This is a genomic window from Agromyces bracchium, from assembly GCF_009709675.1.
Classification (GTDB): domain Bacteria; phylum Actinomycetota; class Actinomycetes; order Actinomycetales; family Microbacteriaceae; genus Agromyces; species Agromyces bracchium.
This window is the reverse complement of sequence record NZ_WMLB01000006.1, coordinates 25,326-48,742: the sequence shown is the minus strand read 5'-3', so window position 1 is coordinate 48,742 and position 23,417 is coordinate 25,326. Positions and strand designations below refer to the sequence as shown.

The following is a 23,417-nucleotide window of genomic DNA, read 5'->3' as shown; positions in this document are numbered from 1 at the left end:
GTCACCGCAACGAGGGGGAAGACATCGATGTCAACGATCAGACGCAGGGTGCTCGGGGGGTCGGCGGCGTTCGCCGCGCTCGCCGGGCTCATCCTCACCAGCATGACGCCCATCGGTCCGGCGAGCGGCACCGAACCGCTGCCGGACCTCGTCCGAGACGCCGGTGAGGACGTCGCCGTCGTCGAGGTGATCGTCGCCGACTCCGCCGAGCTCGACCGCCTGGTCGGCACCGGCGTCGACCTCGACCACGCCGCGCACGCCAACCCCGACGGCACGATCACCGCGCACGCCGTCGTCAGCGACGGCGAGGCCGACGCGCTGCGCGCCCGCGGCTTCGCGGTCGGGAAGTCGCTCCACGATGAGGACGACACCGAGGCCGTGCTCGCCGAGCGCGACGCGACCATCGCCGAGGCCGTGGCCGCGAACGAGGAGTTCGCCGAGGCGGCCGAGGCGGCGGACATCTCCGACGTCAAGATCATCCGCGCCGACTACTACACCTCGTTCGGCGTCGGCTACCTCTCGGTCGAGGCCAAGTGGGCCGACGGCCAGACCAACTCGTCCCAGCTCACGATCGAGCGCGACAGCGGACCCGGGACCGAGATCGGATCGGGCGGAACCCAGAACATCAGCCGCTTCGTGGACGCGGGCGTCTACCTCTACCACCGCGGCGCGGCGGTCGTCGAGACGCGGCCCGACACGATCCGCATCACGAGCCCGAGCGGCGACACCGCGACCGCGAAGGTCGCCGACTGGCTCCCGATCGACGGCGACGGCGCGTTCGGGCCGAACTACCAGTCCGACTTCATCACGTCGTACCTCACGCCGACCGAGCTCTACGACCGGGTCAAGGCCCTCGCGGCCGAGTTCCCGCAGCTCGCGGAGATCGTCGAACTGCCGTACGAGACCAACGGCTACCGTCGTCACGCGCAGGCGCTGCTCGGCTCCACGACGGCGAACCGGGTCGGCATCGATTCGGTCGCCTGGGGCCACGAGGGCGGAAACGACCTGAGCGTCGCGTTCGTCGATCCCGGTGCCGCCGACTCCCCGCTCTCGGTGTCGGTCACGGGTGACGACCTCACGGTGTCGCTCGCGACCGATGCGTCCGGCGCGATCACGAGCACCGCGGCGCAGGTGGTCGCGGCGATCAACGCCTCGCCCGCGGCATCCGCCATCGTCGTCGCCTACACCTACCGCGGCAGCACCGGCAACGGCCTCGTCTCGGTCGGCTCGGCCGACCTCAGCGACGGACTCTCGGCTCCCGAGAGCGTCTCGCGCGACCCGCACCCGGTCTACGCGATCCGCATCGGCAAGACCCGTGACGGGTCGAAGCCGGGTGTGCTCGCATACGCCCAGGAGCACGCGCGCGAGTGGGTTCCGCCGCTCGTCACGATCGAGACGGCGGAGCGGCTGCTGCGCAACTACGCGCAGGACGCCGAGACGAAGAAGCTCGTGAACGCACTCGACATCTGGATCGTCCCGTCGGTCAACCCCGACGGCGGTCACTACTCGTTCTACGACTTCAACTCGCAGCGGAAGAACATGACGAACCACTGCCCGCTGACCGGCAGCGCCGACTACAACGCGCGGAACAGCTGGGGCGTCGACAACAACCGCAACTACGACACCTACAGCCTCTTCGACGGGTACGACGGCGCGTCGACCTCGTGCACGAGCGGCACCTACGCCGGTCCGAGCGAGCTCAGCGAGCCCGAGAGCTCGAACATCGACTGGATCGCGGGGGAGAACCCGAACATCAAGTTCGCGATGAACCTGCACAGCTCGGGCAACTACTTCATGTGGTCGCCCGGCGCGTACGCGCTGCCCGGTCGGGTGTCGGCCCCGCGGCCGACCCTCGAGGAGGAGTCGTACTTCTGGGGCGCCTCGTCGCGGATCCTCTCCGAGATCAAGCGGTACCGCGGGATGTCGGTGACGCCGGCCCGCACGGGCCCGATCGCCGACGTGCTGTACTCGGCGGCCGGCAACTCGGGTGACCTGCTCTGGTACAAGTACGGGATCTACGCGTGGAACTTCGAGGTCGGCACGCAGTTCCAGCCGCCGTTCGAGAACGAGAACCCGACGGGCGCCTCGGCGCACGCCGAGTCGCAGGAGTTCGCGAACGGACTCGTCGAGCTCATGCGGGTCGCCCGCGACTTCGAGACCGACGAGAAGCGCCCGTCGAGCAAGGTGGTCGTCTCGGCGAGCGCCGAACCGGGCATGGTCGACGTGATGTTCGACACCTCCGAGGCGGCGGCCGTCTTCTACACGGTGGACGGCTCGAAGCCGACCTACGCGTCGACGCTCTACGCCTCGGCCGGCGTGCGCGAGGGCGCCGAGACGATCACGGTGCCCGCGGGCACCAGGATCAACTGGTTCTCGGTCGACTCGGCGGGCAACGTCGAGAAGAACTACAAGCCCGACGGCAGCGGGACCAACTTCAGCACGACCACGGCGAACGCGCCGAGCTGAGCCCCCCTGCCAGGCCCGAACCGGCTGCGGCCGCGGCGTCCGAGAGACGGATGCCGCGGCCGCGGTCGTCGGCGTAGGGTGTGGCCATGTCCGACACCGCCATGCCCGCCGCCATCCGGGCGTTCGTCGACACCACCAATGCCGGTGACTCCGAGGGGTTCGTCGCCGCGTTCACCGAGGACGCGTACCTCAACGACTGGGGGCGCGAGTTCCACGGCCGCGACGGCGTCGCGAGCTGGAACGAGACCGACAACATCGGGAAGCAGTCGCACTTCGAGGTGCACGGCATCAGGGCGGGGCGGATGCCGGAGCAGTACCTGCTGACCCTGACCGTGTCGGGCGAGGGCTACAACGGCCCGGGCACGTTCACGTTCGACCTGCGCGACGGGCTGATCGCGCGGTTCCTCATCGCGTAGCCCGTCCGTTAGGCTGCGGCGCGGCGCGTGCGTCGATGCACGACCCGCGATGGTGATGCAGGGGAGGGCGATGTCGGAGGCAGCGAACGGGTCCGCCCGTCGTCCGGTGCAGGAGCGCGCGGTGCGCACGCAGGCCGCGATCCTGGATGCCGCGGTGCAGGTGCTCGCCGAGGAGGGCTACTCCGCGGCGACGACGGTGCGCGTGCAGGAACGCGCCGGGGTCTCGCGCGGGCGGCTGCTGCACCACTTCCGGTCGCGCAACGAACTGCTCGTCGCGGCCGTGCACCATCTCGCCGCGGCGCGGCTGGACGAACTGCTGGTCGACGTCGACCTGCCGGATGAGCCCGGCGCGCGCATCGACGCGGCGATCGCGGCCATGTGGTCGTCGAACGGGCAGCCCGTCTACCTCGCCTCGCTCGAGCTCTGGCTCGCCGCGCGCCACGACGAGGGGCTGCGCGAGGCGCTGCTGCCGACCGAGCGCCGCATGGGCGGCATCCTGCTCGAGATCCAGCAGCGGCTCTTCGGGCCGGCGCTGGCCGCGCGCCCGGAGTTCGAGTCGCTCATGGAGCTGCTCGTGACGAGCATGCGCGGCACGGCGATGACGTACGCGATCACAGGCGCCGATCCGGTCAGCGAGCCGAACCTCGCGCTGTGGCGCGCGCTCGCGCGCGAGCAGCTGCTCGGCGACTGAGCCGCGGCGTCCGACCGCTCGCCGTGCCGCCCCCGCCGGCCCCGGCCCGCGAAACAGGATGAGACGCGTCATCCGCTCGATATGGCGCCCATGGCCCGGTTGGTCCTGCGAACTCGATCCGGCGGTGGCGGCCCGCAGCGCGGTCGGCGCCGTCCCGGCGCCCTTCCGGCGCCGGCCCCGGTCCGCGTAAACAGGATGAGCCGCGCCATCCGCCTGGTATGGCGCCCATGGCGCGGCTGATCCTGCGAATTCGCCGCCTCACCAAAAAAGTCAGACTTGACTGTTCTTTGTTCGCTGATCAGAATGTCGTCGTACCGACCCGGCCGCCGCCGGGCTGATCCGCGAAGGAGCGATCGACGATGAGGATCCTCGTCCTGGTCAAGGACGTCCCCGACACCTACGCCGACCGGCGGCTCGACCTCGAGACCGGCCTCGCCGATCGTGAGTCGAGCGAGCGGGTCGTCGACGAGATCGGCGAGCGCGCCCTCGAAGTCGCCCTGCGTCACGCCGACGAGCACCCGGACACCGAGGTCGTCGTCATGACGATGGGCGCCGAGCCCGCGGCATCCAGCCTGCGGAAGGCGCTCGCGATGGGCGCGGCGCGCGCCGTGCACGTGGTCGACGAGGCGCTTCTCGGCGCCGACCTCGTGCTCACGGCCGAGGTCCTCGCGGCGGCCGCCCGCCGCACGGGCTTCGACCTCGTGATCGCGGGCGACCAGTCGACCGACGGCTCCGGAGGGGTCGTGCCGGCGATGGTCGCCGAGTTCCTCGACGTGGCGCAGGCGACCCGGCTCGAGTCCGTCGAGATCGCCGACGGCACGGTCTCCGGCGTCCGCGCGACCGACGGCGGCACGGCGCGCGTGACGGCCGAGCTGCCCGCCGTGATCTCGATCACCGAGCGCCTGCCCGACCCGCGCTTCGCGACCTTCAAGGGCATCATGGCGGCCAAGAAGAAGCCGCTCGAGACCCTCTCGCTCGCCGACCTCGACCTCGATGCAGCGGATGCCGCGACCGCGCGCTCGATCATGATCACGATCTCGGAGCGCCCGCCCCGGTCGGGCGGAACCAAGATCACCGACGAGGGCGACGCCGGCGAGCAACTCGCCACGTTCCTCCTCGAGAACCGCCTCGTCGAGAACCGGCTCGCCTGATGGAGACCCCGATGCCCGCACAGCCCGACCTGCCCGCGCAGCCCGATCGCCTCGGCGCCCCGATCCTCGTCCTCCTCGACACGGCGCTCGAGGGCGGCCTCGCGCCGACCGCGGCGGGCCTGCTCGGCGCCGCGGCCGGCGTCGGCACCCCGGTCGCGCTCGTGATCGTCCCGCCGTACGGCGACGGCGACGCCGACGACCTGGCGGATGCCGCGGCTCGCCTCGGCGCGACGCGCGTGCTCGTCGCACGTCCCGACGAGCCGGCGCAGCTCACCGTTCCCGCAGTCGACGCCCTGGCCGCGGCCGCGGAGCTGGTCCGCCCCGACGCCGTGCTCGTGTCGCACTCGATCGAGGGTCGCGAGGTCGCCGCGCGCTTCGCGGCGCGCACCCGCTCGGGCCTCGCGGTCGACGCGGTGGCGGTCTCGCGCGACGACGAGGGCGTGGTCGCCCATCACTCGGTCTACGGCGGAGCCTACGACGTGGCCTCGGCGGTCACCTTCGGCGCCCCCGTCATCACCGTCCGCATCGGCGCGATCGACGCCCGTGTCGAGGCGCAGCCGCCGCAGTCCGAGCCGCTCGCGGTCGCGGCATCCGGCCGCCGTGCGGCCACCGTCGAGTCGGTCGAGGCGAGGGTCATCGAGACCGGGCGCCCCGAGCTGCGCGGCGCCGCGAGGGTCGTCTCCGGCGGCCGCGGCCTCGGCTCCGAGGAGCGCTTCGCGCTCGTCGAGCAGCTCGCCGACGCGCTCGGCGCTGCGGTCGGCGCCTCGCGCGCGGCCGTCGACGCGGGCTTCGTGCCGCAGAGCCAGCAGGTCGGGCAGACCGGCGTCTCGGTCTCGCCGCAGCTCTACGTCGCGCTCGGCATCTCGGGCGCCATCCAGCACCGCGCCGGAATGCAGACCGCGAAGACGATCGTGGCGATCAACACCGACGCCGACGCCCCGATCTTCGAGATCGCGGACTTCGGCATCGTGGGCGACGCCTTCGAGGTCGTGCCGCAGCTCATCACCGCGCTCGAGACGAGGAAGGTGCTCGCGTGACCGCGACCCGGACGCCCGTCCGACGCGGCCTGCCCCGCCGCCCGGGCGGCGAGGCGTGGCCGTCCGCGGGCTTCGAGACCGAGAGCGCGGCGGTGGCAATGGCGGTCGCGGCTCCGGCAGCTGCCATGACGGATGCCGCGCCCGCAGTGGCTACGTCCGGCAGCGCGGCAGCGCCCGCCGCGATCGCCGAGGCCGGGGTCGCTCCCGTCGCCACGGCCGTGCAGGACTCCGCAACCGAAAGCGCCCTGCCTCCTGGTGGCGGACCGGTCGGCACCCGTGCGCTCCGCCGTGGTCTTCCGCGTCGCGCGCGCGGTGGGCCATGGCCGCCAGCCGGCTTCGCGCCCGCCGCGGCGATGTCCGAGGCCGTCGCCTCCTCCGATCCGGCCGAACCCGTCGCCTCCTCCGATCCGGCCGAACCCGTGGCCGCCGCCGCTGATGACGCGCTCGAGGCATACGCCGCCGCGACCACGGCCCCCGACGCATCCGCCCCCGCTCGCCCCCGGGCGCGCCGGGCGCTCGCAGCCGTCGGCCTCGTCCTCCTCGCCGCCGCGGTCGTGCTCGTCGCCCGCTGGCTGCGGACGCTCGACGGCGTGCAGGCGTTCCTCGCCGCGTACCCGGGCGAGGCGCCGATGCCCGAGGGTGCGCCCGTCGGCTTCCCGGCGTGGCTCGCCTGGCAGCACTTCTTCAACGTGTTCCTGATGGTGCTGATCGTGCGCTCGGGCTGGCAGGTGCGCCGCGAGCGGCGACCGGCCGCCTACTGGACCCCGCGCTGGAACCCGTCGCGCAAGATCGGCCTGAACCTCTGGTTCCACCAGTCGCTCGACCTGCTCTGGCTCGTCAACGGCGTCGCCTTCGTCGTGCTGCTGTTCGCGACCGGGCAGTGGATGCGGATCGTGCCGACGAGCTGGGAGGTCGTGCCGAACGCGATCTCGGCCGCCCTGCAGTACGCGTCGCTCGACTGGCCGACCGAGAACGGCTGGGTGCACTACAACGGCCTGCAGCAGTCGACCTACTTCGCGACGGTGTTCGTCGCGGCGCCGCTCGCGGTGATCTCGGGCGTGCGGATGTCGGGGCTCTGGCCCGCACGCGCGACGACGCTGAGCCGCGTCTACCCGGTCGAGGTCGCGCGCGCGATCCACTTCCCGGTGATGCTGTACTTCGTCGCGTTCGTCGTCGTGCACGTCGCGCTCGTGCTCGCGACCGGGGCGCTGCGGAACCTCAACCACATGTACGGCGGACAGGACGCCGTGAACTGGGTCGGCTTCATCGTCTTCGCGGGGTCGCTCCTCGTCATCGCCGCCGCATGGGTGGCCGCCAGGCCGCTCGTGCTCGCGCCCGTCGCGGGCCTGTTCGGAAGGGTGAGCAACCGATGAGCGTGCAGGGGAACGAGCAGGCGCCTGAGACCGCGCAGGCGCTCGAGACCGCGCCCGAGACCGAGTCTGAGATCGGCGCCGGCCCCCACCTGTCGTCGGAGCCCGACGGTCGCGACGTCGTCGCGACCGCGGCCGAGGCATCCGCCCTCAGCTCGCCACCGCTGCTCGTGCTCGAGACCGTCGCCCGCCACCTCGACGAGCACGGCATCGGCGCAGGGCCGACCGCGTGGGCGCGCATCGGGGAGGGGCAGTCGAACGTGACCTTCCTGCTCCGCCGGGGCGACGCCGAGGTCGTACTGCGACGCGGGCCCCGACCGCCGTTGCCGCCGTCGGCGCACGACATGCTGCGCGAGGCGCGCATCCAGCGACTGCTGCACGCCGAGGGCTACCCGGTCGCCGAGATCCACTCGACGTGCGAGGACCCGACGCTCCTCGGCGTGCCGTTCTACGTCATGGGCTACCTTCGCGGCGACGTCATCACCGACGCGCTGCCCGAACGGTTCGACGAGCCGGCGCAGCGGTCGCGGGTGGCGGATGCCGCGGTCGACGCGCTCGCCCGACTGCACGCGATCGACGTCACGACCGGCCCGCTCGGCGGGTTCGGACGGCCCGGCGGCTACCTCGAACGGCAGGTGTCGCGGTTCCGCGGACTGTGGGGCACGGTCTCGCGGCGGGAACTGCCGCGCGTCGACGAGGTGGCCGACCGGCTCGCCGCCGCGTTGCCCACGACGGCGCGTCCGGCGCTCGTGCATGGAGACTTCCGCCTCGGCAACCTCATGTTCACGGCCGGTGCGGCGCCGACGGTCGGTGCCGTGCTCGACTGGGAGATGTCGACGCTCGGCGACCCGCTCGCCGACCTCGGCTACCTCGCCGCCACGTGGAGCGAGCCCGGTTCGCCCGCGACCACGATGGAGCTCTCGCCCGTGACCCGGCTCGACGGGTTCCCCGACCGGGCGGGCCTCGTCGAGCGCTACGCGAGCCTGACGGGCGCCGACACGAGCGCGCTGCCCTGGTACCAGGCACTCGCGCTCTGGAAGTCCGCGATCTTCAGCGAGGCGATCTACACGCGCTGGCGCGCCGGGGAGCGGCCGGACGACACGACGTTCGCGCCGAAGCTCGAGACCGGCGTGCCGCAACTGCTCGAGGTGGCATCCGGCTATCTCGATCTTGTGCCGAGGGTCACCTCGGCGTAGTGTGAACCAAGATTCACTTCTTGGTTCGGTTCATTCAACGACGAAGGGACGGCCGTGACACTCATCGCCGACGGGCCCACCGCCACACAACTCACCACCACCGACCCGCGCGACGGCTCGGCCATCGCGACCTATCCGGTCGCCGGGCCCGCCGACGTCGACCGCGCCGTCACCGCCGCCGCCGATGTCGCGCACTGGTGGCGCGCGCAGGGCTTCGCGGGCCGTCAGAAGCTGCTCCAGGCCTGGAAGGCCGAGATCGCCTCGAACGCGCGCGACCTGGCATCCGTCATCTCCCGCGAGACGGGCAAGACGCCGGATGACGCGCTGCTCGAGGTCGTGCTCACGCTCACGCACCTCGACTGGGCGTCCAAGAACGCCGGCAAGGTGCTGCGCCGTCGCAAGGTCGCCTCGGGCCTCGCGAGCTACAACCAGGCCGCGAGCGTCGGCTACGAGCCGTTCGGCGTCGTGGGCGTCATCGGCCCATGGAATTACCCGTTCTACACGCCCATGGGCTCGATCGGGTACGCGCTCTCGGCCGGCAACGTCGTCGTGTTCAAGCCCAGCGAGCTCACGCCCGCCACCGCCAAGTGGATCGAGGAGGCGTGGAACCGCGTCGCACCCGATCGACCCGTGCTCCAGGTCGTGGTCGGCGACGGGGCGACCGGCGAGGCGCTCGCGTCATCCGCCGTCGACAAGGTCGCGTTCACCGGCTCACCCGGCACGGCCCGCAAGGTGATGGCCGCGGCCGCCCGCAACCTCACGCCCATCGTGGTCGAGGCCGGCGGCAAGGACGCGATGATCGTCACGCGCCAGGCCGACCTCGACGCGGCCGTCGGCTTCGCCGTCTTCGGCGGCATGGGCAACGCCGGCCAGACCTGCGCGGGCGTCGAGCGCGTCTACGTCGAGGCGCCCGTCTACGACGCGTTCGTGGAGAAGCTCGTCGCCTCGGCCGCGCGACTGAAGCCCGGCCCCGAGGCATCCGCCAGCTACGGGCCGATGACGCTCGCGCGCCAGTCCGAGGTCATCTCGTCGCAGATCACCGGTGCGCTCGAGCGCGGCGCGACCGCCGTGCTCGGCGGCGCCGACTCGGTGAAGGACGGCTACGTCGGCCCGGTGATCCTCACGGGCGTGCCCGACGACTGCGCGGTCGTGCAGGAGGAGACCTTCGGCCCGGTGCTCGTGGTCGACCGCGTGGAGGACGTCGACGAGGCGATCGTCAAGGCGAACTCCACCGAGTACGGCCTCTCCGCGTCGGTGTTCACCAAGGACCACCACGCCGGTCTCGAGATCGCCGAGCGCCTGCGCTGCGGGGCCGTGAGCATCAACTCGGTGCTCGGCTTCGGCGGGATCCCCGGGCTGCCGTTCGGCGGTCGCGGCGAGTCGGGCTTCGGCCGGATCCACGGCGCCGACGGGCTGCGCGAGTTCAGCGTGGCGAAGTCGATCGCCGTGCAGAAGAGCAAGGCGTTCATCGACCTGCTCACCATGGACCGGTCCGAGCGCGACATGCACCTCGCGGAGCGGATGCTGCACATGCTGCACGCCAAGGGCAGGAAGCACTGACGAGGAGCAGCCCGCCGGCGCGGTCGCCTGACGGCGGCCGCGTCGGCGCGTTTGCGGGCCCGTGTTGCTCGAGCGGCGGGCCGTCAGCGGCGGGGCGATCCGGCGACTACGCCGCCGCCTCGCGCACGCCGAGCGCCGCCCGCACGATCGCCGCGACCCGAGCACGCGTCGAGGGCGAGTTGTCGAAGTGCACGATCCGGCCGATGTCGACCACGACGTTGAGGCCGGCGTGCACGCGCACGCGCGCCGCGCTCGTCGACAGGTCGGGGCGTGCCGTGCGCAGGAGCGACACCCACTCGTCGACGTGGCGGCGCTGGATGCCGCGGAGGCGCTCCTGCTCGGCGTCGGGCAGCGCGCCCACGTCGGAGAAGTAGACGCTCATCAGCTCGCGGTGCGTGAAGCTGTGGGCCACGTAGGCGTCGACCAGGCGGTGCAGGGCCTCGTCGGGGGATGCCGCGCCCTCGAGCGCGTCGGCGGTGGTCGCGTTCAGTCGTTCCGACGCGCGGACGCACGCCTCGAGGAGCAGCTCGGACTTGCTCTCGAAGTACCGGTAGAAGCCCGACGGCGTGAGCCCGACGGCGGCGCTGATGTCCTCGATCCCGGTGTCGTGGTAGCCGTTGCGGTGGAACAGTGCGAGCGCCTCGCGCACGATGAGCTCGCGCTTGGACGCGCTCGGGATGCCCGCGGCATCCGTCTCGGCACCGCGGTCGGGTCGGGGGAGGTGACTCGCGGCCACATCGTCGGCGCATTCGAGCAGGAGGTCGGCGAGCGTGCGGCGGGCCATGCTCACATGGTGCGAGGTGATGCTCGCGACCACGCTGAGCGCCGCCGCGGCGAGCAGGCGCGCGTCGTCGTCGGGGAGGCCCGGCCGCATTCGCTCGAGCGGCCGCCGCACGCGGCTCGCCAGCTCGGCGAACTCGTCTTGGAGCTTCCGGCGGTCGTCGGGCTCGAGGTAGCGGCCCTCCCAGCGGTAGAGCCCGCCGGTCAGCCGGTTGTCGATCGTCGTCTCGACGATGGCCGAGACGATCGCGTCGTACTCGGCCCTCGCGGTCTCGGGGTCGTCGGCGTCGTCGGCCTGCGCGGCGACGAGCTCGTCGGTCGCCTCGATCAGGCCGTGCGCGAGCCGGTTCGCCGCGTCGAGGAAGAGCGCGTACTTGTTGGGGAAATGCCGGTAGAGCGCCGGGGCGGAGATGCCGACGGCCGAGGCGACCTCGCCGAGGCTGACCTGGTGGAACCCGCGCTCGGAGAAGAGGGTCGCGGCGGCCATCGCGATCTGCTGGCGCCGGTCCTTCGGCCTGACCCGGCGAACCCCTGCGTCCGCGGTCGGCGCCTCCATCGTGCCCATCACCACAGGCTATCGCAGGCGCGGCCCACGGGCGCCGTGAATGACTGTTCACAAGTCGTGTGAATCGAAATTAACAAAAGTCGTGACATCCGGCGTTCGGCGAGGCATACTGGCATCACCTGAGCCATCGGGCCCGAACCCGGCGGCGGTACAGCGAAGTACGAAAGGGACTCCCGAATGAGCACCGAAGCCCCCGTCATCCCGCGGTCGGCGCGTCGCAACCACTGGATGAACCAGGTCGCGATCCACGCGTCGAACCAGCCCGACGCCCTGGCCTTCCGCTACCTGGGCCGCGACTGGACCTGGTCGCAGGTCCACGACCGCGTGACGCACCTCGCCGCCGCGCTCCGCCGCCGCGGGGTCGCCGAGGGCGACCGCGTGCTGATGCTGACTCTGAACAGCCCCGAGGTCGTCGAGACGGTCTTCGCGGTCAACACGCTCGGCGCGATCGCGGTACCGATCAACATCCGGCTCACCCCGCCCGAGATCGCGTACATCGTCGACGACGCCGACGCCTCGGTGATCGTCGTCGACGCGCCGCTCGCGCCGCTCGTGGGCGTCGTCGGGCAGTTCACCTCGCGCATCGAGCGCGCGATCGTGCTCGGCACCCAGGCCGGCGAGGGGCAGGAGGCGCTGGAGGACCTCATCGCCGAGGACCTCGACGGGTTCCAGGCGCCCGACATCCCCGAGGATGCCACGGCGCTCATCATGTACACGTCGGGCACGACCGGCCGCCCCAAGGGCGCGATGCTCGACCACATCAACCTCTACGCCCAGGCGATCACCTGCATCCGCGCGAACGGCGTCGTCGACGAGTCCGACATCGCGTTCATGACCGCGCCGCTGTTCCACATCGCGGGCCTCGGCTCGATCGCGCCGAACTTCATCATCGGCATTCCGACGATCATCCATCCGCTCGGGGCGTTCGACCCCGCCGCGATCGTCGACGCGTGGGAGAAGGAGCGCGCGACCATCGTCTTCAACGTGCCGCAGCAGTGGCAGGCGATCTGCGCGCTGCCCGGCATCAAGGATCGCGACCTCGCCCTCCGCATCATCAGCTGGGGTGCCGCGCCCGCGAGCGACACGCTGCTCCGCCAGATGGAGGAGACCTTCCCGAACGCCCTGAACACGGCGGTCTTCGGCCAGACCGAGATGTCGCCCATCACGTGCGTGCTCCGCGGGCCCGACTCGCTGCGCAAGCTCGGCTCGGTCGGCAAGCCGATCCCGACCATCCAGACCCGCGTCGTCGACGACGAGATGAACGACGTCGCCCCGGGCCAGGTCGGCGAGATCATCTACCGCGGGCCGACCATGATGAAGGGCTACTGGCGGAAGCCCCACGAGACGGCCGAGGCGTTCGAGGGCGGTTGGTTCCACTCGGGCGACCTCGTCCGCCAGGACGAGGAGGGCTTCGTCTGGGTCGTCGACCGCAAGAAGGACATGATCATCTCGGGCGGCGAGAACGTCTACTGCGCCGAGGTCGAGAACGTGCTCGCCTCGCACCCGCACGTGGCCGACGTCGCCGTCTACGGCCGCGCCGACGAGCGCTGGGGCGAGGTGCCCGTCGCGGCGGTCGTGCTCGTGCCCGAGACCGAACTCACCGTCGAGGCGCTCGCCGAGTTCCTCGCCGACAAGCTCGCACGGTTCAAGCAGCCCAAGCACGTCGTCGTCATGGAGGTCCTGCCGCGCAACGCCGGCGGCAAGGTGAACAAGGTCGCGCTGCGCGCCGCAGACCGAGAGCCCGCGCAGGTCTAGGGCCATGACCGCGGCAGTGGCCGCGCTCGTCCGCGAGCGCGGCGGATCCGTCACGCTCTCGGACGTGACCCTCCGAGCGCCGGGCGAGGAGGAGATCCTCGTCCGGGTGATGGCCTCGGGCGTCTGCCCGACCGACATGTTCGGCATCGACGGCGGCGCCGGCGACCGGTTCCCGGCGGTGTTCGGACACGAGGGCGCCGGCGTCGTCGAGGCGGTCGGCGCGAGCGTCGAGACGCTCCGGCCCGGCGACCGCGTGGCGCTCGGCTTCGCCTCCTGCCGCGAGTGCCTGGCCTGCCTCGATGGCCATCCCGCCTACTGCGAGCGGTTCGCGGCCCTCAACCAGGGCGCGCCGGTCGACTTCGCCGCGGCGGGGGAGCCCGTGACCGCGGGCTGGATGGGCCAGTCGGCCTGGTCGACCCACGTGGTCGTCCGCGCGTCGAGCGCCGTCGCGATCGGCGAGGACGTACCGTGGCCGGTCGCCGCGACACTCGGCTGCGGTGTGCTGACCGGAGCCGGCGCCGTCCTGAACGTGCTCCGCCCGGGCCCGGCGGACTCGCTCCTCGTCCTCGGGGCGGGCACCACCGGGCTCGCGGCGGTCATGGCGGCGCGGCATCGCGGGCTCGCCGGGATCGTCGTGAGCGACCCGATCCCCGCCCGCCGGGAACTCGCGCTCGAGCTCGGCGCGACCGAGGCGCACACACCCGACGCGCTCGCCGCGGCGCTCCGGGGTCGCCCGCAGTTCGAGGCCGTGCTCGACACGGTCGGCTCGCAGGACTCCGTCGACGCCGCGCTCGGCGCACTCGCGGCACGCGGCACGTGCGCGACGGTCGCCCTCAAGCCGGGGTCGAACCGGGTCACGGTCTCGCAGTCGAAGCTGCTCTGGGGTCGCACGATCACTGGCGTCATCGAGGGCGACGCCGACATCGCTCGCGACCTCCCCACGCTCGAGGCGATGTGGCGGGCCGGGCGCCTGCCCGTCGAGCAGCTGATCTCGCCCTACGAGTTCGCCGACGTCGACGCCGCGGTCGGCGCCGCGCGCAGCGGGCGCTCGATCAAGCCGGTGCTGCGGATGTCGCGTGCCGACGCCGACGGGGACGACGAGCGGCGAACGGCCCCGCCGCGCTCGCCGTGCGACCTGCTCGTGCGGCTGCTCTCCGGTCGCGTGCCACAGGAGGACCTCCCCGCCCTCTGGCGCTCGCTCCCGGCCGTCGAACCCGCCGAGCTCCGCGGGCTCTGGCGGGGCACGGGCCTCAGCACCGGCCACGCCGCGCACCGCCTGCTCACGCGCAGTCGGTGGTACGGCAAGCTCTTCCGCTCCGACGACGATGTCGCCCCCATCGTCTGCGAGACGGATGCCGGCGGCCTGGTGGCCGACCCCGTTCTCGCCAGAGGCGGGGCGAGCTTTCGCCGGATGGCGCACGACGGCCTCGTCACCGCGGCGATGGCCTACGACGGGCAGCCCATCATCGACTGCTTCGTCCGGCTCTCGCCCGACGCCGTGCTCGGCGTCATGACCGGTCGCGGCACCGCCGACGCGGGCCGCAGCTACTACTTCGTGCTCGAACGGGACGAGGACCGCGACGTCGCGGTCGCCGAACCCGACTGAGCCGATCAGGCCGGACGGACCCACCGACCGCCCGGCCCGCACCACCCTCGGCGGCGCCATCCGCCGGCTGCCCGGTCGCCGCGCCGACTGACCCGGCGCCGGGTCTCGGCGGCGGCCGCCGTCCGCCTCGCCAGGTGCGCGCTTCCGCGACGAGTGCGCGGGCGAACGACCGCGCAGCGGTCGCGGAACCGGGCACTCGCCGAGGTGGCGGCGGCCAGGATGGCGGCTCAGGCGCCGCGGAGCCCGCCGCCGGCGCGGTGCACCGCCAGGACCGGCACGGCGGCGTTGCGCGACAGGCGCGTGAGCGAGACGGCGAGCTCGGCGACATCCGCCGCCTTGATCATCTCGGACGCCGGGATCTCGTCGTGCTTCCACGCGGCCATGTCGGTGTCGACGTAGCCCGGGCAGATCGCGGTCGCGCTGACGCCGTTCGCGCCCTCCTCGGCGCACAGCGCCTCGCACAGCGAGACGACGGCGGCCTTGGTGGCGCTGTAGGCGGCGAGTCCCGGCTCGGCCATGAGGCCCGCAAGCGAGGCGAGGGCGATGACGCGCGCGCCGCGCGGGTCGGATGCCGCGGTCTCGCGCAGCAGCGGCAGCGCCGAGGAGAGCAGTGCGAACGTGCCGCGGACGTTCAGCGTGTAGTGCTTGTCGACGCGCCGGAGCGGCGTCTCGGCGATCAGGCTGCCGTGGCCCATGCCGGCGTTCATGACGAGCGCGTCGAGGCGCCCCCAGCGTTGCTCGTGCGCGGCGAGCAGGCGGTCGAGGTCGTCGGGTTCGGAGGCGTCGGCGGCGACCGCGATCACCTGCGCGCCCGTTGCGGCGAGCTCGGCAGCGGCGGCCTCGAGCGGCTCGGGCGAGCGCGCGGAGAGCGTGAGGGCGAAGCCGTCGGCGGCGAGGGCGCGGGCGATCTCGAGGCCGATGCCGCGCGAGCCGCCCGTGATCAGGGCCGCGCGGGGGCTCGCGCCGACGGCGGCCGCGGCAGGGCCGGCGGCGGTCTCCGTCTCCGAGCCCGCGGCCGCGGCTCCGGAGCCCCCGGGGCCCGCGAAGGCCGCCGCGGCGGTCGCGTCATCGTGCGAGGTCATGGCGGCGTCCCTTCCCGTGTGCGCGCACCGCGCGCTTGGCGATCGACCAGCGGTGCGTCTCGCTCGATCCGTCGTAGATGCGGAACGGGCGCACCTCGCGCCAGTACCGCGAGAGCAGCAGCTCGTCGGAGACGCCCTGGCCGCCCGCGAGCTGCACCGCGCGGTCGACGATGCGGCCGACGGCCTCGGCCACGAACGTCTTCGCGATCGACGAGGCCGTGCCGGCGTCGGCGCCGGCAGCATCGCCGGCGTCGAGCACGCGCGCCGTCTCGCGGATGACCGCGCGCGATGCGGCGAGGTCGATCTCGTTGTCGGCGAGGTGCTGCTGCGCGAGGCCGAGGTCGGCGAGGCGCGCACCGAATCCGCGCCGCTCGGACACGTGGGCGAGCGCGAGGTCCTGGGCGCGGCCGGCGAGGCCGAGCCAGCGCATGCAGTGCGTGAGCCGGGCGGGCGCGAGCCGAACCTGTGCCGCGGCGAACCCGCCGTCGACCTCGCCGAGGACGGCGTCGTCGGGGACGAGGCATCCGTCGAATCGCAGCAGGCTGTGGCCGCCGTAGAGGCCGGCGTCGATCGTGTGCACGTCGCGCACGAGCTCCATGCCCGCGGCGCCGCCCTCGACGAGGAACATGGTGGCGCCGCCCGCATCGCCGGGTTCGCCCGACGTGCGCGCGAGCACGATCACGACGCCCGCGTCGCGCGCGCCGGTGATGAACCACTTCTCGCCCGAGATGCGCCAGCCGCCCGGAACCTTCTCGGCCGTCGTCGCGAGCGCCCGGGGGTCGCTGCCCGCGCCGGGCGGCGGCTCGGTCATCGCGAAGGCCGAGTGGATCTCGCCGGCGGCGAGCGGGCGCAGCCAGCGCTCCTGCTGCTCGGCCGACGCGGCGTGGAGCAGCAGGTGCATGTTGCCCTCGTCGGGCGCCTGGATGTTCAGGGCGAGCGGACCGAACAGCGAGTACCCGGCGGCCTCGAACACCGCGGCCTGATCGAGTGCGGTGAGCCCGTGCCCGCCCCACTCGGCGGGGAGGTGGGGGACCAGGAGGCCCGCCGCGCGGGCCGCGTCGCGCAGCCCCTCGCGCAGCTCGCGGTCGCGGGCGTCGACGCCCGCGACGTAGCCGGAACCCTCGACGTGGTGGTGGGCGACGCCGCGCACCGCCTCCTCCACGGGGATCACCTCGTCGCGGACGAAGTCGCGCACGCGGTGCACGAGTCGGTCGATGGTGGGCGGCTCGTGGTCCATTCGCTTCCTCGCGACTCCGGGGTGCCGGCGGCGCGGCATCCGTCTTCTCATCGGGATTAGAAAATCCGTCGTCCTGATTCTGCGGGAGATGCGCGCAGCGGGCAAGCGTCTCGGAAGAGATTTTCTAATCCAATGTAGAAAACGAGCACGGATGGACGTACACTCGACCGTGCAGCCGGGGAACACCCCGACGAGATCGAGGGAGATCGAGACATGCCGCAGACGTCGCTCCAGACGGCGGACCGGATCCGCACCGTCTACGAGGAGGAGCACGAGCAGTTCCGGGAGATGGTGCGCGACTTCGTCGAGCGCTACGCACGCCCGAACGCCGAGCGGTGGGAGGCCGAGGGCAAGGTCGACCGCTGGCTCTTCGAGAAGGCCGCCGAGACCGGCATCCTCGGCTTCACCGTCCCCGAGGAGTTCGGCGGCGGCGGCACCGACGACTTCCGCTTCAACGCCGTGATGGGCGAGGAGCTCGCCCGCAACCCGGTCTCCGACGGCATGGCCGGCATCGCGCTGTCGAACGACATCGTGATCCCCTACTTCCTCGAGCTCACCGACGACGAGCAGAAGCGCCGCTGGCTGCCGGGCATCGCCGCGGGCACGCTCATCACGGCCGTCGCGATGACCGAGCCCGGCACAGGCAGCGACCTCGCCGGCATCCGCACGAGCGCCGTGCGCGACGGCGACGACTACGTCGTCAACGGCAGCAAGATCTTCATCTCGAACGGGCAGAACGCCGACCTCGTGGTCACCGCGGTCCGCACGGGCTCCGACCCGCACAAGGGCCTCAGTCTCCTCGTGATCGAGTCCGACACCCCCGGCTTCTCGCGCGGGCGCAACCTGGACAAGGTGGGCCTGCACGCGCAGGACACGAGCGAGCTCGTCTTCGAGAACGTCCGGGTGCCGGCCGCGAACCTCCTCGGCGCCGAGGGCCAGGGCTTCCTCGGCCTCATGCGCAACCTCCCGCAGGAGCGCCTCTCGATCGCGGCCGCCGCGGTCGCCTCGAGCGAGGGCGTCATCGAGCGGGCGATGACCTACGTGAAGGAGCGGCAGGCGTTCGGCCGGCCCGTCGCCACGTTCCAGAACACCCGGTTCGAGCTCGCCGACATGTTCACCGCGACGCAGGTGAGCCGGGCCTACATCGACCAGTGCATCCTGCGCCACTCGCGCGGCGAGCTCTCGGCAGAGGATGCCGCGGCCGCGAAGTACTGGACGACCGAGCAGTACGTGCAGATCGTGAACCGCTGCCTGCAGCTGTACGGCGGCTACGGCTACATGCGCGAGTACCGGATCGCGCGCGACTACGAGGACGCGCGCATCACGACCATCTACGGCGGCACGACCGAGATCATGAAGGAGATCGTCGGTCGGAGCCTGGGCCTGTGAACGGAAGGAACGACGTGGGCGAGGCATACATCTACGACGCCGTGCGCACCCCCCGCGGGAAGAACCGCGGCGGGGCGCTGCACGGAACCAAGCCGGTCGACCTCGTGGTCGGCCTGATCGACGCGCTCCTCGAGCGCAACCCCGGGCTCGACCCGGCCGCGGTCGACGACATCGTCCTCGGCGTCGTCTCGCCGATCGGCGAGCAGGGCGGCGACATCGCGCGCACCGCGGCGCTGGTCGCAGGGCTCCCCGAGTCGGTCGCGGGCGTGCAGCTCAACCGGTTCTGCGCGTCGGGGCTCGAGGCCGTGAACACGGCGGCGCAGAAGGTCGCCTCGGGGTTCGAGGACCTCATCCTCGCGGGCGGCGTCGAGTCCATGTCGCGAGTGCCGATCGGCTCCGACGGCGGCGCCTACGTGCAGGACCCGACGACGAACTACGACCTCTACTTCGTGCCGCAGGGCATCGGCGCCGACCTCATCGCGACGATCGAGGGCTTCAGCCGCGAAGACGTCGACGCGTTCGCGACCGAGTCGCAGCGACGGGCAGAGGCCGCGTGGGAGCAGGGCTTCTTCGCCGGCTCGGTCGTGCCCGTGACGGACCAGAACGGCGTGACGCTCCTCGACACCGACGAGCACCGCCGCCCGGGCTCGACCGGCGAGTCGCTCGGCGCACTCCAGCCGGCCTTCGCCGGCGTCGGCGACCAGGCCGGCTACGACGCGGTCGCGCTGCAGAAGTACCACGCGGTCGAGCGTGTCTCGCACGTGCACACCGCGGGCAACTCGTCGGGCATCGTCGACGGCGCCGCGCTCCTCGTCATCGGCTCGAAGGAGGTCGGCGAGCGCTTCGGCCTCACGCCGCGCGCCCGCATCGTGGCGACCGCGGTGACGGGCTCCGAGCCCACGATCATGCTCACCGGCCCGACGCCCGCCACGCGCAAGGCGCTCGACAAGGCGGGGCTGGAGGTCTCCGACATCGACCTGTTCGAACTGAACGAGGCGTTCGCGTCGGTCGTCATGAAGTGGATGAAGGACCTCGACATCCCGCACGAGAAGGTCAACGTCAACGGCGGCGCGATCGCGATGGGCCACCCGCTCGGCGCGACGGGCGCGATGATCCTCGGCACGCTCCTCGACGAGCTGGAGCGCAGGGACGCCAAGCGCGGGCTCGCGACGCTCTGCGTCGGCGCGGGCATGGGCATCGCCACGGTCATCGAGCGGGTGTGAGGAAGAGGGACATGAGCAGCATCGCAATGGACACCGACGCCGTGGAGACCGAGGTCTACGCCGGCTACGCGTGGGAGCGCGACGAGGACGGCATCGTCACCGTGACGATGGACGACCCCGACAGCAGCGTGAACACCATGAACGCCCACTTCACCGCGGCGCTCGAGGCGACCGTCGACCGGCTCGAGGCCGAGCGCGACGACATCACGGGCGTCATCCTCGCCTCCGCGAAGAAGAGCTGGTTCGCGGGCGGCGACCTCAACCTCCTTCGTGCCGCCGACCCGGCGAAGTCGGCCGAGGAGACCGCGCACATCGACCGCGTGAAGCACCTCATGCGCCGGCTCGAGGTGGTCGGCCGTCCGGTCGTGGCGACGCTCAACGGCACCGCGCTCGGCGGCGGCTACGAGGTCGCACTGCTCGCCCACCATCGCGTCGCGGTCGACGCCAAGGGCATCCAGTTCGGCGTCCCGGAGGTCTCGCTCGGTCTCCTGCCCGGCGGCGGCGGCATCACGCGCCTCGTCCGCATGCTCGGGCTGCAGCGCGCGCTCTCCGAGGTGATCCTGCCCGCGACGAAGTTCTCGCCGTCCGACGCGCTCGCGGTGGGCCTCGTCGACGAACTCGTCTCCTCGCCCGACGAGCTCGACGCGGCCGCGCGGGCCTGGATCGCCGCGAACCCCGCACCGGTGAAGCCCTGGGACGAGAAGGGCTTCAAGCTCCCCGGCGGCGCCCCGACCTCGCCCGGCGTCGCCGGCATGCTCGCCGCAATGCCCGCCATGCTGCGCAAGCAGCTGAAGGGCGCGCCGCTGCCCGCGCCCCGCGCGGCGATGGCCGCCGCCGTCGAGGGCGCCTACGTCGACTTCGAGACCGCCTCGAAGGTCGAGACCCGCTACCTCGTCGAGCTCACGCACGGCCAGGTCGCGAAGAACATGATCAAGGCGTTCTTCTTCGACCTGCAGCACATCAACGCGGGCGGCAGCCGACCCGACGGCTTCCCGAAGTACACCGCCCGCAAGGTCGGCGTCATCGGCGCGGGCATGATGGGTGCCGCGATCGCGTACGTGTCGGCGAAGGCCGGCATCGAGGTCGTGCTGAAGGATGTCTCGCTCGACGCCGCCGAGAAGGGCAAGGACTACTCCCGGGCCCTCGAGGACAAGGCCCTCGCTCGCGGCCGGACGACGGCGGAGCGCAGCGCCGAGCTGCTCGCCCGCATCACCGCGACCGCCGACCCGGCCGACTTCGCGGGCGTCGACTTCGTGATCGAGGCCGTGTTCGAGTCCGTGCCGGTCAAGCAGTGCGTGTTCCAGGAGATCCAGGACATCGTCGAACCCGACGCCGTCCTCGGTTCGAACACCTCGACACTCCCGATCACGCTGCTCTCGGAGGGCGTGAAGCGGACGGACGACTTCATCGGCATCCACTTCTTCTCACCGGTCGACAAGATGCCCCTCGTCGAGATCGTGCGAGGCAGGAACACGAGCGACGAGGTGCTCGCGAAGACGTTCGACTACGTCATGCAGATCCGGAAGACGCCGATCGTCGTCAACGACCAGCGCGGGTTCTTCACCTCGCGCGTGATCGGCGAGTTCATGGCCGAGGCCGTCGCCGCGGTCGGCGAGGGCGTCGAGCCGGCGTCCGTCGAGCAGGCGGCGCTCCAGGCCGGCTACCCGGCCGGCGCGCTGCAGCTCTTCGACGAGCTCACCCTGTCGCTCACGCAGAAGATCCGCCACGAGACCGAGGCGGCCGTGATCGCCGAGGGCGGCGAGGTCCGGACGCACCCGTCGCACGCGGTCATCGACTGGATGGTCGACGACGTGCAGCGGCCGGGCCGTCGCGCGGGGCAGGGCTTCTACGACTACGACGAGTCGGGCCGGCGCACCGGGATCTGGCCGGGCCTGCGCGAGCAGTACGGCTCGGGCCGCACGGTGCTCCCGCTCAAGGACCTGCAGGAGCGCATGCTCTTCGCCGAGGCGATCGACACCGTCCGCTGCCTCGACTCGGGCGTGCTCACGAACGTGCCAGACGCGAACATCGGCTCGATCTACGGCATCGGCTTCCCGGCCTGGACGGGCGGCGTGCTGCAGTACGTGAACCAGTACGAGGGCGGGCTGCCCGGCTTCGTCGCACGCTGCCACGAGCTCGCGGCGGCGTACGGCGACCGGTTCCTGCCGCCGGCCTCGCTCGTCGCGAAGGCCGAGTCCGGCGAGACCTACGAGTAGGAGGCGAACGTGCTCTCGACCAGGTTCACCGAGGCGCTCGGCATCGAGCACCCGATCGTCCAGGGCGGCATGATGTGGGTCGGCCGCGCCGAGCTGGCGGCGGCGGTGTCCGAGGCGGGCGGCCTCGGCATCATCACCGCGCTCACGCAGCCGACCCCGGCCGACCTGGTGAAGGAGGTGGAGCGCGCCCGACGGCTGACCGACAAGCCGATCGGCGTGAACCTCACGATCCTGCCCTCGATCAACCCGCCGCCCTACGACGAGTACCGCCGGGCGATCGTCGACGCGGGCGTCACGATCGTCGAGACCGCGGGCTCGAGCCCCGAGCCGCACATGGAGATGTTCCACCAGCACGGCATCCGGGTCATCCACAAGTGCACGAGCGTGCGGCACGCGCTGAAGGCCGAACGGCTCGGCGTGACCGCGGTCTCGATCGACGGCTTCGAGTGCGCCGGTCACCCCGGCGAGGACGACGTGCCCGGCCTCGTGCTCGTCCCCGCTGCGGCCGACGCGCTGACGATCCCGTTCATCGCGTCGGGCGGGTTCGCCGACGGGCGCGGCCTCGCGGCGGCGCTCGCGCTCGGCGCCGACGGCGTGAACATGGGCTCGCGGTTCATGTGCACGGTCGAGTCGCCGATCTCCCAGACGGTGAAGGAGCGGATCGTCGAGGCGACCGAGCTCGACACGAACCTCATCTTCCGAAGTCTCCGCAACACGGCGCGCGTCGCCAAGAACGCGGTGAGCGACGAGGTCGTCGAGATCCTCGCGAAGGGCGGGCAGTTCCCCGACGTGCAGCCGCTCGTCGCCGGTGCACGCGGCAGGAGGGTGTTCGAGGAGGGCGACCTCGATGCGGGGATCTGGACGGTCGGACTCGTCCAGGGCCTCATCCGCGACATCCCGACGGCGGGCGAGGTGGTTCGCCGCACGGTCGCCGACGCGGAGGAGGTGCTCCGGAGCCGGCTCGCGCTCTTCAGCGAGCCGGTGGGAGCGGTGTCCTAGCCGCACCCCCCTGCGGCAGGGCCCACGGCGCCGGCGACCTACGCGGTCGCCGGCGCCATTCCGTACCGGACCATGTCCTGCGTCGCGCGCACGAGGTCGTCGAGCGTGCGGTGCCGCGGGTTCCACCACTCCGCCGCCCAGTTCATGGCACCGAGCAGCAGCATGCGCGTCACCGTGATGTCGAGGTCGGCGCGCAGTTGGCCGGCGTCCATCGCGGCCGTGAACAGGTCGCGCCAGAGGCGCGCGTACGCGGCCTCCTCGGCGGCGGCCTTCGCGCGAAGCCCTTCGGGCACCTGGTTGGCGTTGCGGATCGACGCGGTCGTGTAGTCGGAGATGAGCAGTTCGTAGCGCAGGTGCGCCTCGACCGCCGTCAGGATGCGGTCGAGCGGCGAGGTCTCGGCCGGGAGCGCCTCGAGCTCGGCGACGACGTGGGCGTGCACACGTGCAGCGCCGACCCACATGACCTCCTCGATCAGCTCGTCGCGCGAGGCGAAGTGGTAGTAGATCGTCGGCGCCTGCAGCTGCGCGTGCGCAGCGACATCGGCGAGTCGTGTTCCCGCGTAGCCCTTGCGACTCAGCACGTGCGCCGCAGCGTCCAGGATCCGCTCGCGCGTGCGCGCCGACTTGCTCGTCGGCGCCTCGGCCGCGCGGCGCTCCGTCGTCTCCGCCATGGTTTCG

The 23,417-nt window shown here is 72.2% G+C and carries 18 protein-coding genes; 14 read left to right on the top strand and 4 right to left on the bottom strand.

Annotation, left to right across the window (positions count from 1 at the left end; all coding sequences use genetic code 11):
* Positions 1-27: 27 nt before the first annotated feature.
* The 8 genes from GJ743_RS01450 (at position 28) to GJ743_RS01415 (ending at position 9,887) form a co-directional block, all read left to right on the top strand.
* Positions 28-2,466 carry a M14 family metallopeptidase gene (locus tag GJ743_RS01450; protein WP_155050160.1) on the top strand — a complete coding sequence of 813 codons (2,439 nt, stop codon included), beginning with the start codon at positions 28-30 and terminating at the stop codon, positions 2,464-2,466.
* 86 nt (positions 2,467-2,552) lie between these two features.
* Positions 2,553-2,882, top strand: coding sequence for a nuclear transport factor 2 family protein (locus GJ743_RS01445; RefSeq protein ID WP_155050159.1), 330 nt, complete (start codon positions 2,553-2,555; stop codon positions 2,880-2,882).
* A 70-nt stretch (positions 2,883-2,952) separates the two neighbouring features.
* Positions 2,953-3,573 (top strand): TetR/AcrR family transcriptional regulator, encoded by a 621-nt coding sequence (locus GJ743_RS01440; protein ID WP_230386268.1) that lies wholly within the window; start codon positions 2,953-2,955, stop codon positions 3,571-3,573.
* Positions 3,574-3,932: 359 nt separating this feature from the next.
* Entirely contained in the window at positions 3,933-4,724 is a 792-nt protein-coding gene (locus tag GJ743_RS01435; protein WP_155050157.1) for an electron transfer flavoprotein subunit beta/FixA family protein, read from the top strand.
* Between the two features lie 11 nt (positions 4,725-4,735).
* Entirely contained in the window at positions 4,736-5,761 is a 1,026-nt protein-coding gene (locus tag GJ743_RS01430; protein WP_155050156.1) for an electron transfer flavoprotein subunit alpha/FixB family protein, read from the top strand.
* Complete coding sequence (locus tag GJ743_RS01425) at positions 5,758-7,134, top strand: cytochrome b/b6 domain-containing protein (RefSeq protein WP_328288679.1); 1,377 nt, start codon at positions 5,758-5,760, stop codon at positions 7,132-7,134. Before GJ743_RS01430 ends, GJ743_RS01425 begins: the two co-directional genes overlap by 4 nt.
* Entirely contained in the window at positions 7,131-8,327 is a 1,197-nt protein-coding gene (locus GJ743_RS01420) for a phosphotransferase family protein (RefSeq protein ID WP_155050155.1), read from the top strand. Before GJ743_RS01425 ends, GJ743_RS01420 begins: the two co-directional genes overlap by 4 nt.
* A 54-nt stretch (positions 8,328-8,381) precedes the next feature.
* Complete coding sequence (locus tag GJ743_RS01415; protein ID WP_328288678.1) at positions 8,382-9,887, top strand: aldehyde dehydrogenase family protein; 1,506 nt, start codon at positions 8,382-8,384, stop codon at positions 9,885-9,887.
* A gap of 106 nt (positions 9,888-9,993) precedes the next feature.
* Here GJ743_RS01415 and GJ743_RS01410 read toward each other — a convergent pair whose 3' ends face one another.
* A complete protein-coding gene (locus tag GJ743_RS01410) occupies positions 9,994-11,232 on the bottom strand; it encodes a TetR/AcrR family transcriptional regulator (protein WP_155050154.1) in 1,239 nt (412 codons plus the stop codon).
* 177 nt (positions 11,233-11,409) lie between these two features.
* Between GJ743_RS01410 and GJ743_RS01405 the strand changes: the two genes are divergently transcribed.
* Together GJ743_RS01405 and GJ743_RS01400 are read left to right on the top strand one after the other, a co-directional pair.
* A complete protein-coding gene (locus tag GJ743_RS01405; protein WP_155050153.1) occupies positions 11,410-12,987 on the top strand; it encodes a long-chain-fatty-acid--CoA ligase in 1,578 nt (525 codons plus the stop codon).
* A 4-nt stretch (positions 12,988-12,991) separates the two neighbouring features.
* Complete coding sequence (locus GJ743_RS01400; protein ID WP_155050152.1) at positions 12,992-14,593, top strand: alcohol dehydrogenase catalytic domain-containing protein; 1,602 nt, start codon at positions 12,992-12,994, stop codon at positions 14,591-14,593.
* A 227-nt stretch (positions 14,594-14,820) separates the two neighbouring features.
* Here GJ743_RS01400 and GJ743_RS01395 read toward each other — a convergent pair whose 3' ends face one another.
* Together GJ743_RS01395 and GJ743_RS01390 are read right to left on the bottom strand one after the other, a co-directional pair.
* Complete coding sequence (locus GJ743_RS01395; protein ID WP_155050151.1) at positions 14,821-15,675, bottom strand: SDR family oxidoreductase; 855 nt, start codon at positions 15,673-15,675, stop codon at positions 14,821-14,823.
* Positions 15,659-16,912, bottom strand: a complete 1,254-nt coding sequence (locus tag GJ743_RS01390; RefSeq protein ID WP_155050150.1) for an acyl-CoA dehydrogenase family protein — start codon at positions 16,910-16,912, stop codon at positions 15,659-15,661. Before GJ743_RS01390 ends, GJ743_RS01395 begins: the two co-directional genes overlap by 17 nt.
* A gap of 213 nt (positions 16,913-17,125) precedes the next feature.
* On the opposite strand from GJ743_RS01390, the gene GJ743_RS01385 reads away from it, so the two are divergent.
* From GJ743_RS01385 to GJ743_RS01370, 4 genes are read left to right on the top strand one after another with little or no spacing between them, the layout of a single operon-like run.
* Positions 17,126-18,301 carry an acyl-CoA dehydrogenase family protein gene (locus GJ743_RS01385; RefSeq protein WP_155050149.1) on the top strand — a complete coding sequence of 392 codons (1,176 nt, stop codon included), beginning with the start codon at positions 17,126-17,128 and terminating at the stop codon, positions 18,299-18,301.
* 14 nt (positions 18,302-18,315) lie between these two features.
* A complete protein-coding gene (locus GJ743_RS01380; RefSeq protein ID WP_328288677.1) occupies positions 18,316-19,524 on the top strand; it encodes an acetyl-CoA C-acetyltransferase in 1,209 nt (402 codons plus the stop codon).
* Positions 19,525-19,535: 11 nt separating this feature from the next.
* Complete coding sequence (locus GJ743_RS01375; RefSeq protein ID WP_328288676.1) at positions 19,536-21,740, top strand: 3-hydroxyacyl-CoA dehydrogenase NAD-binding domain-containing protein; 2,205 nt, start codon at positions 19,536-19,538, stop codon at positions 21,738-21,740.
* 9 nt (positions 21,741-21,749) lie between these two features.
* The gene (locus GJ743_RS01370; RefSeq protein ID WP_328288675.1) at positions 21,750-22,739 is read left to right on the top strand and encodes an NAD(P)H-dependent flavin oxidoreductase; all 990 of its coding nucleotides are present in this window, start codon (positions 21,750-21,752) and stop codon (positions 22,737-22,739) included.
* Between the two features lie 38 nt (positions 22,740-22,777).
* On the opposite strand, the gene GJ743_RS01365 is transcribed toward GJ743_RS01370, so the two are convergent.
* Positions 22,778-23,410, bottom strand: a complete 633-nt coding sequence (locus tag GJ743_RS01365; RefSeq protein ID WP_155050148.1) for a TetR/AcrR family transcriptional regulator — start codon at positions 23,408-23,410, stop codon at positions 22,778-22,780.
* Positions 23,411-23,417 lie beyond the last annotated feature (7 nt).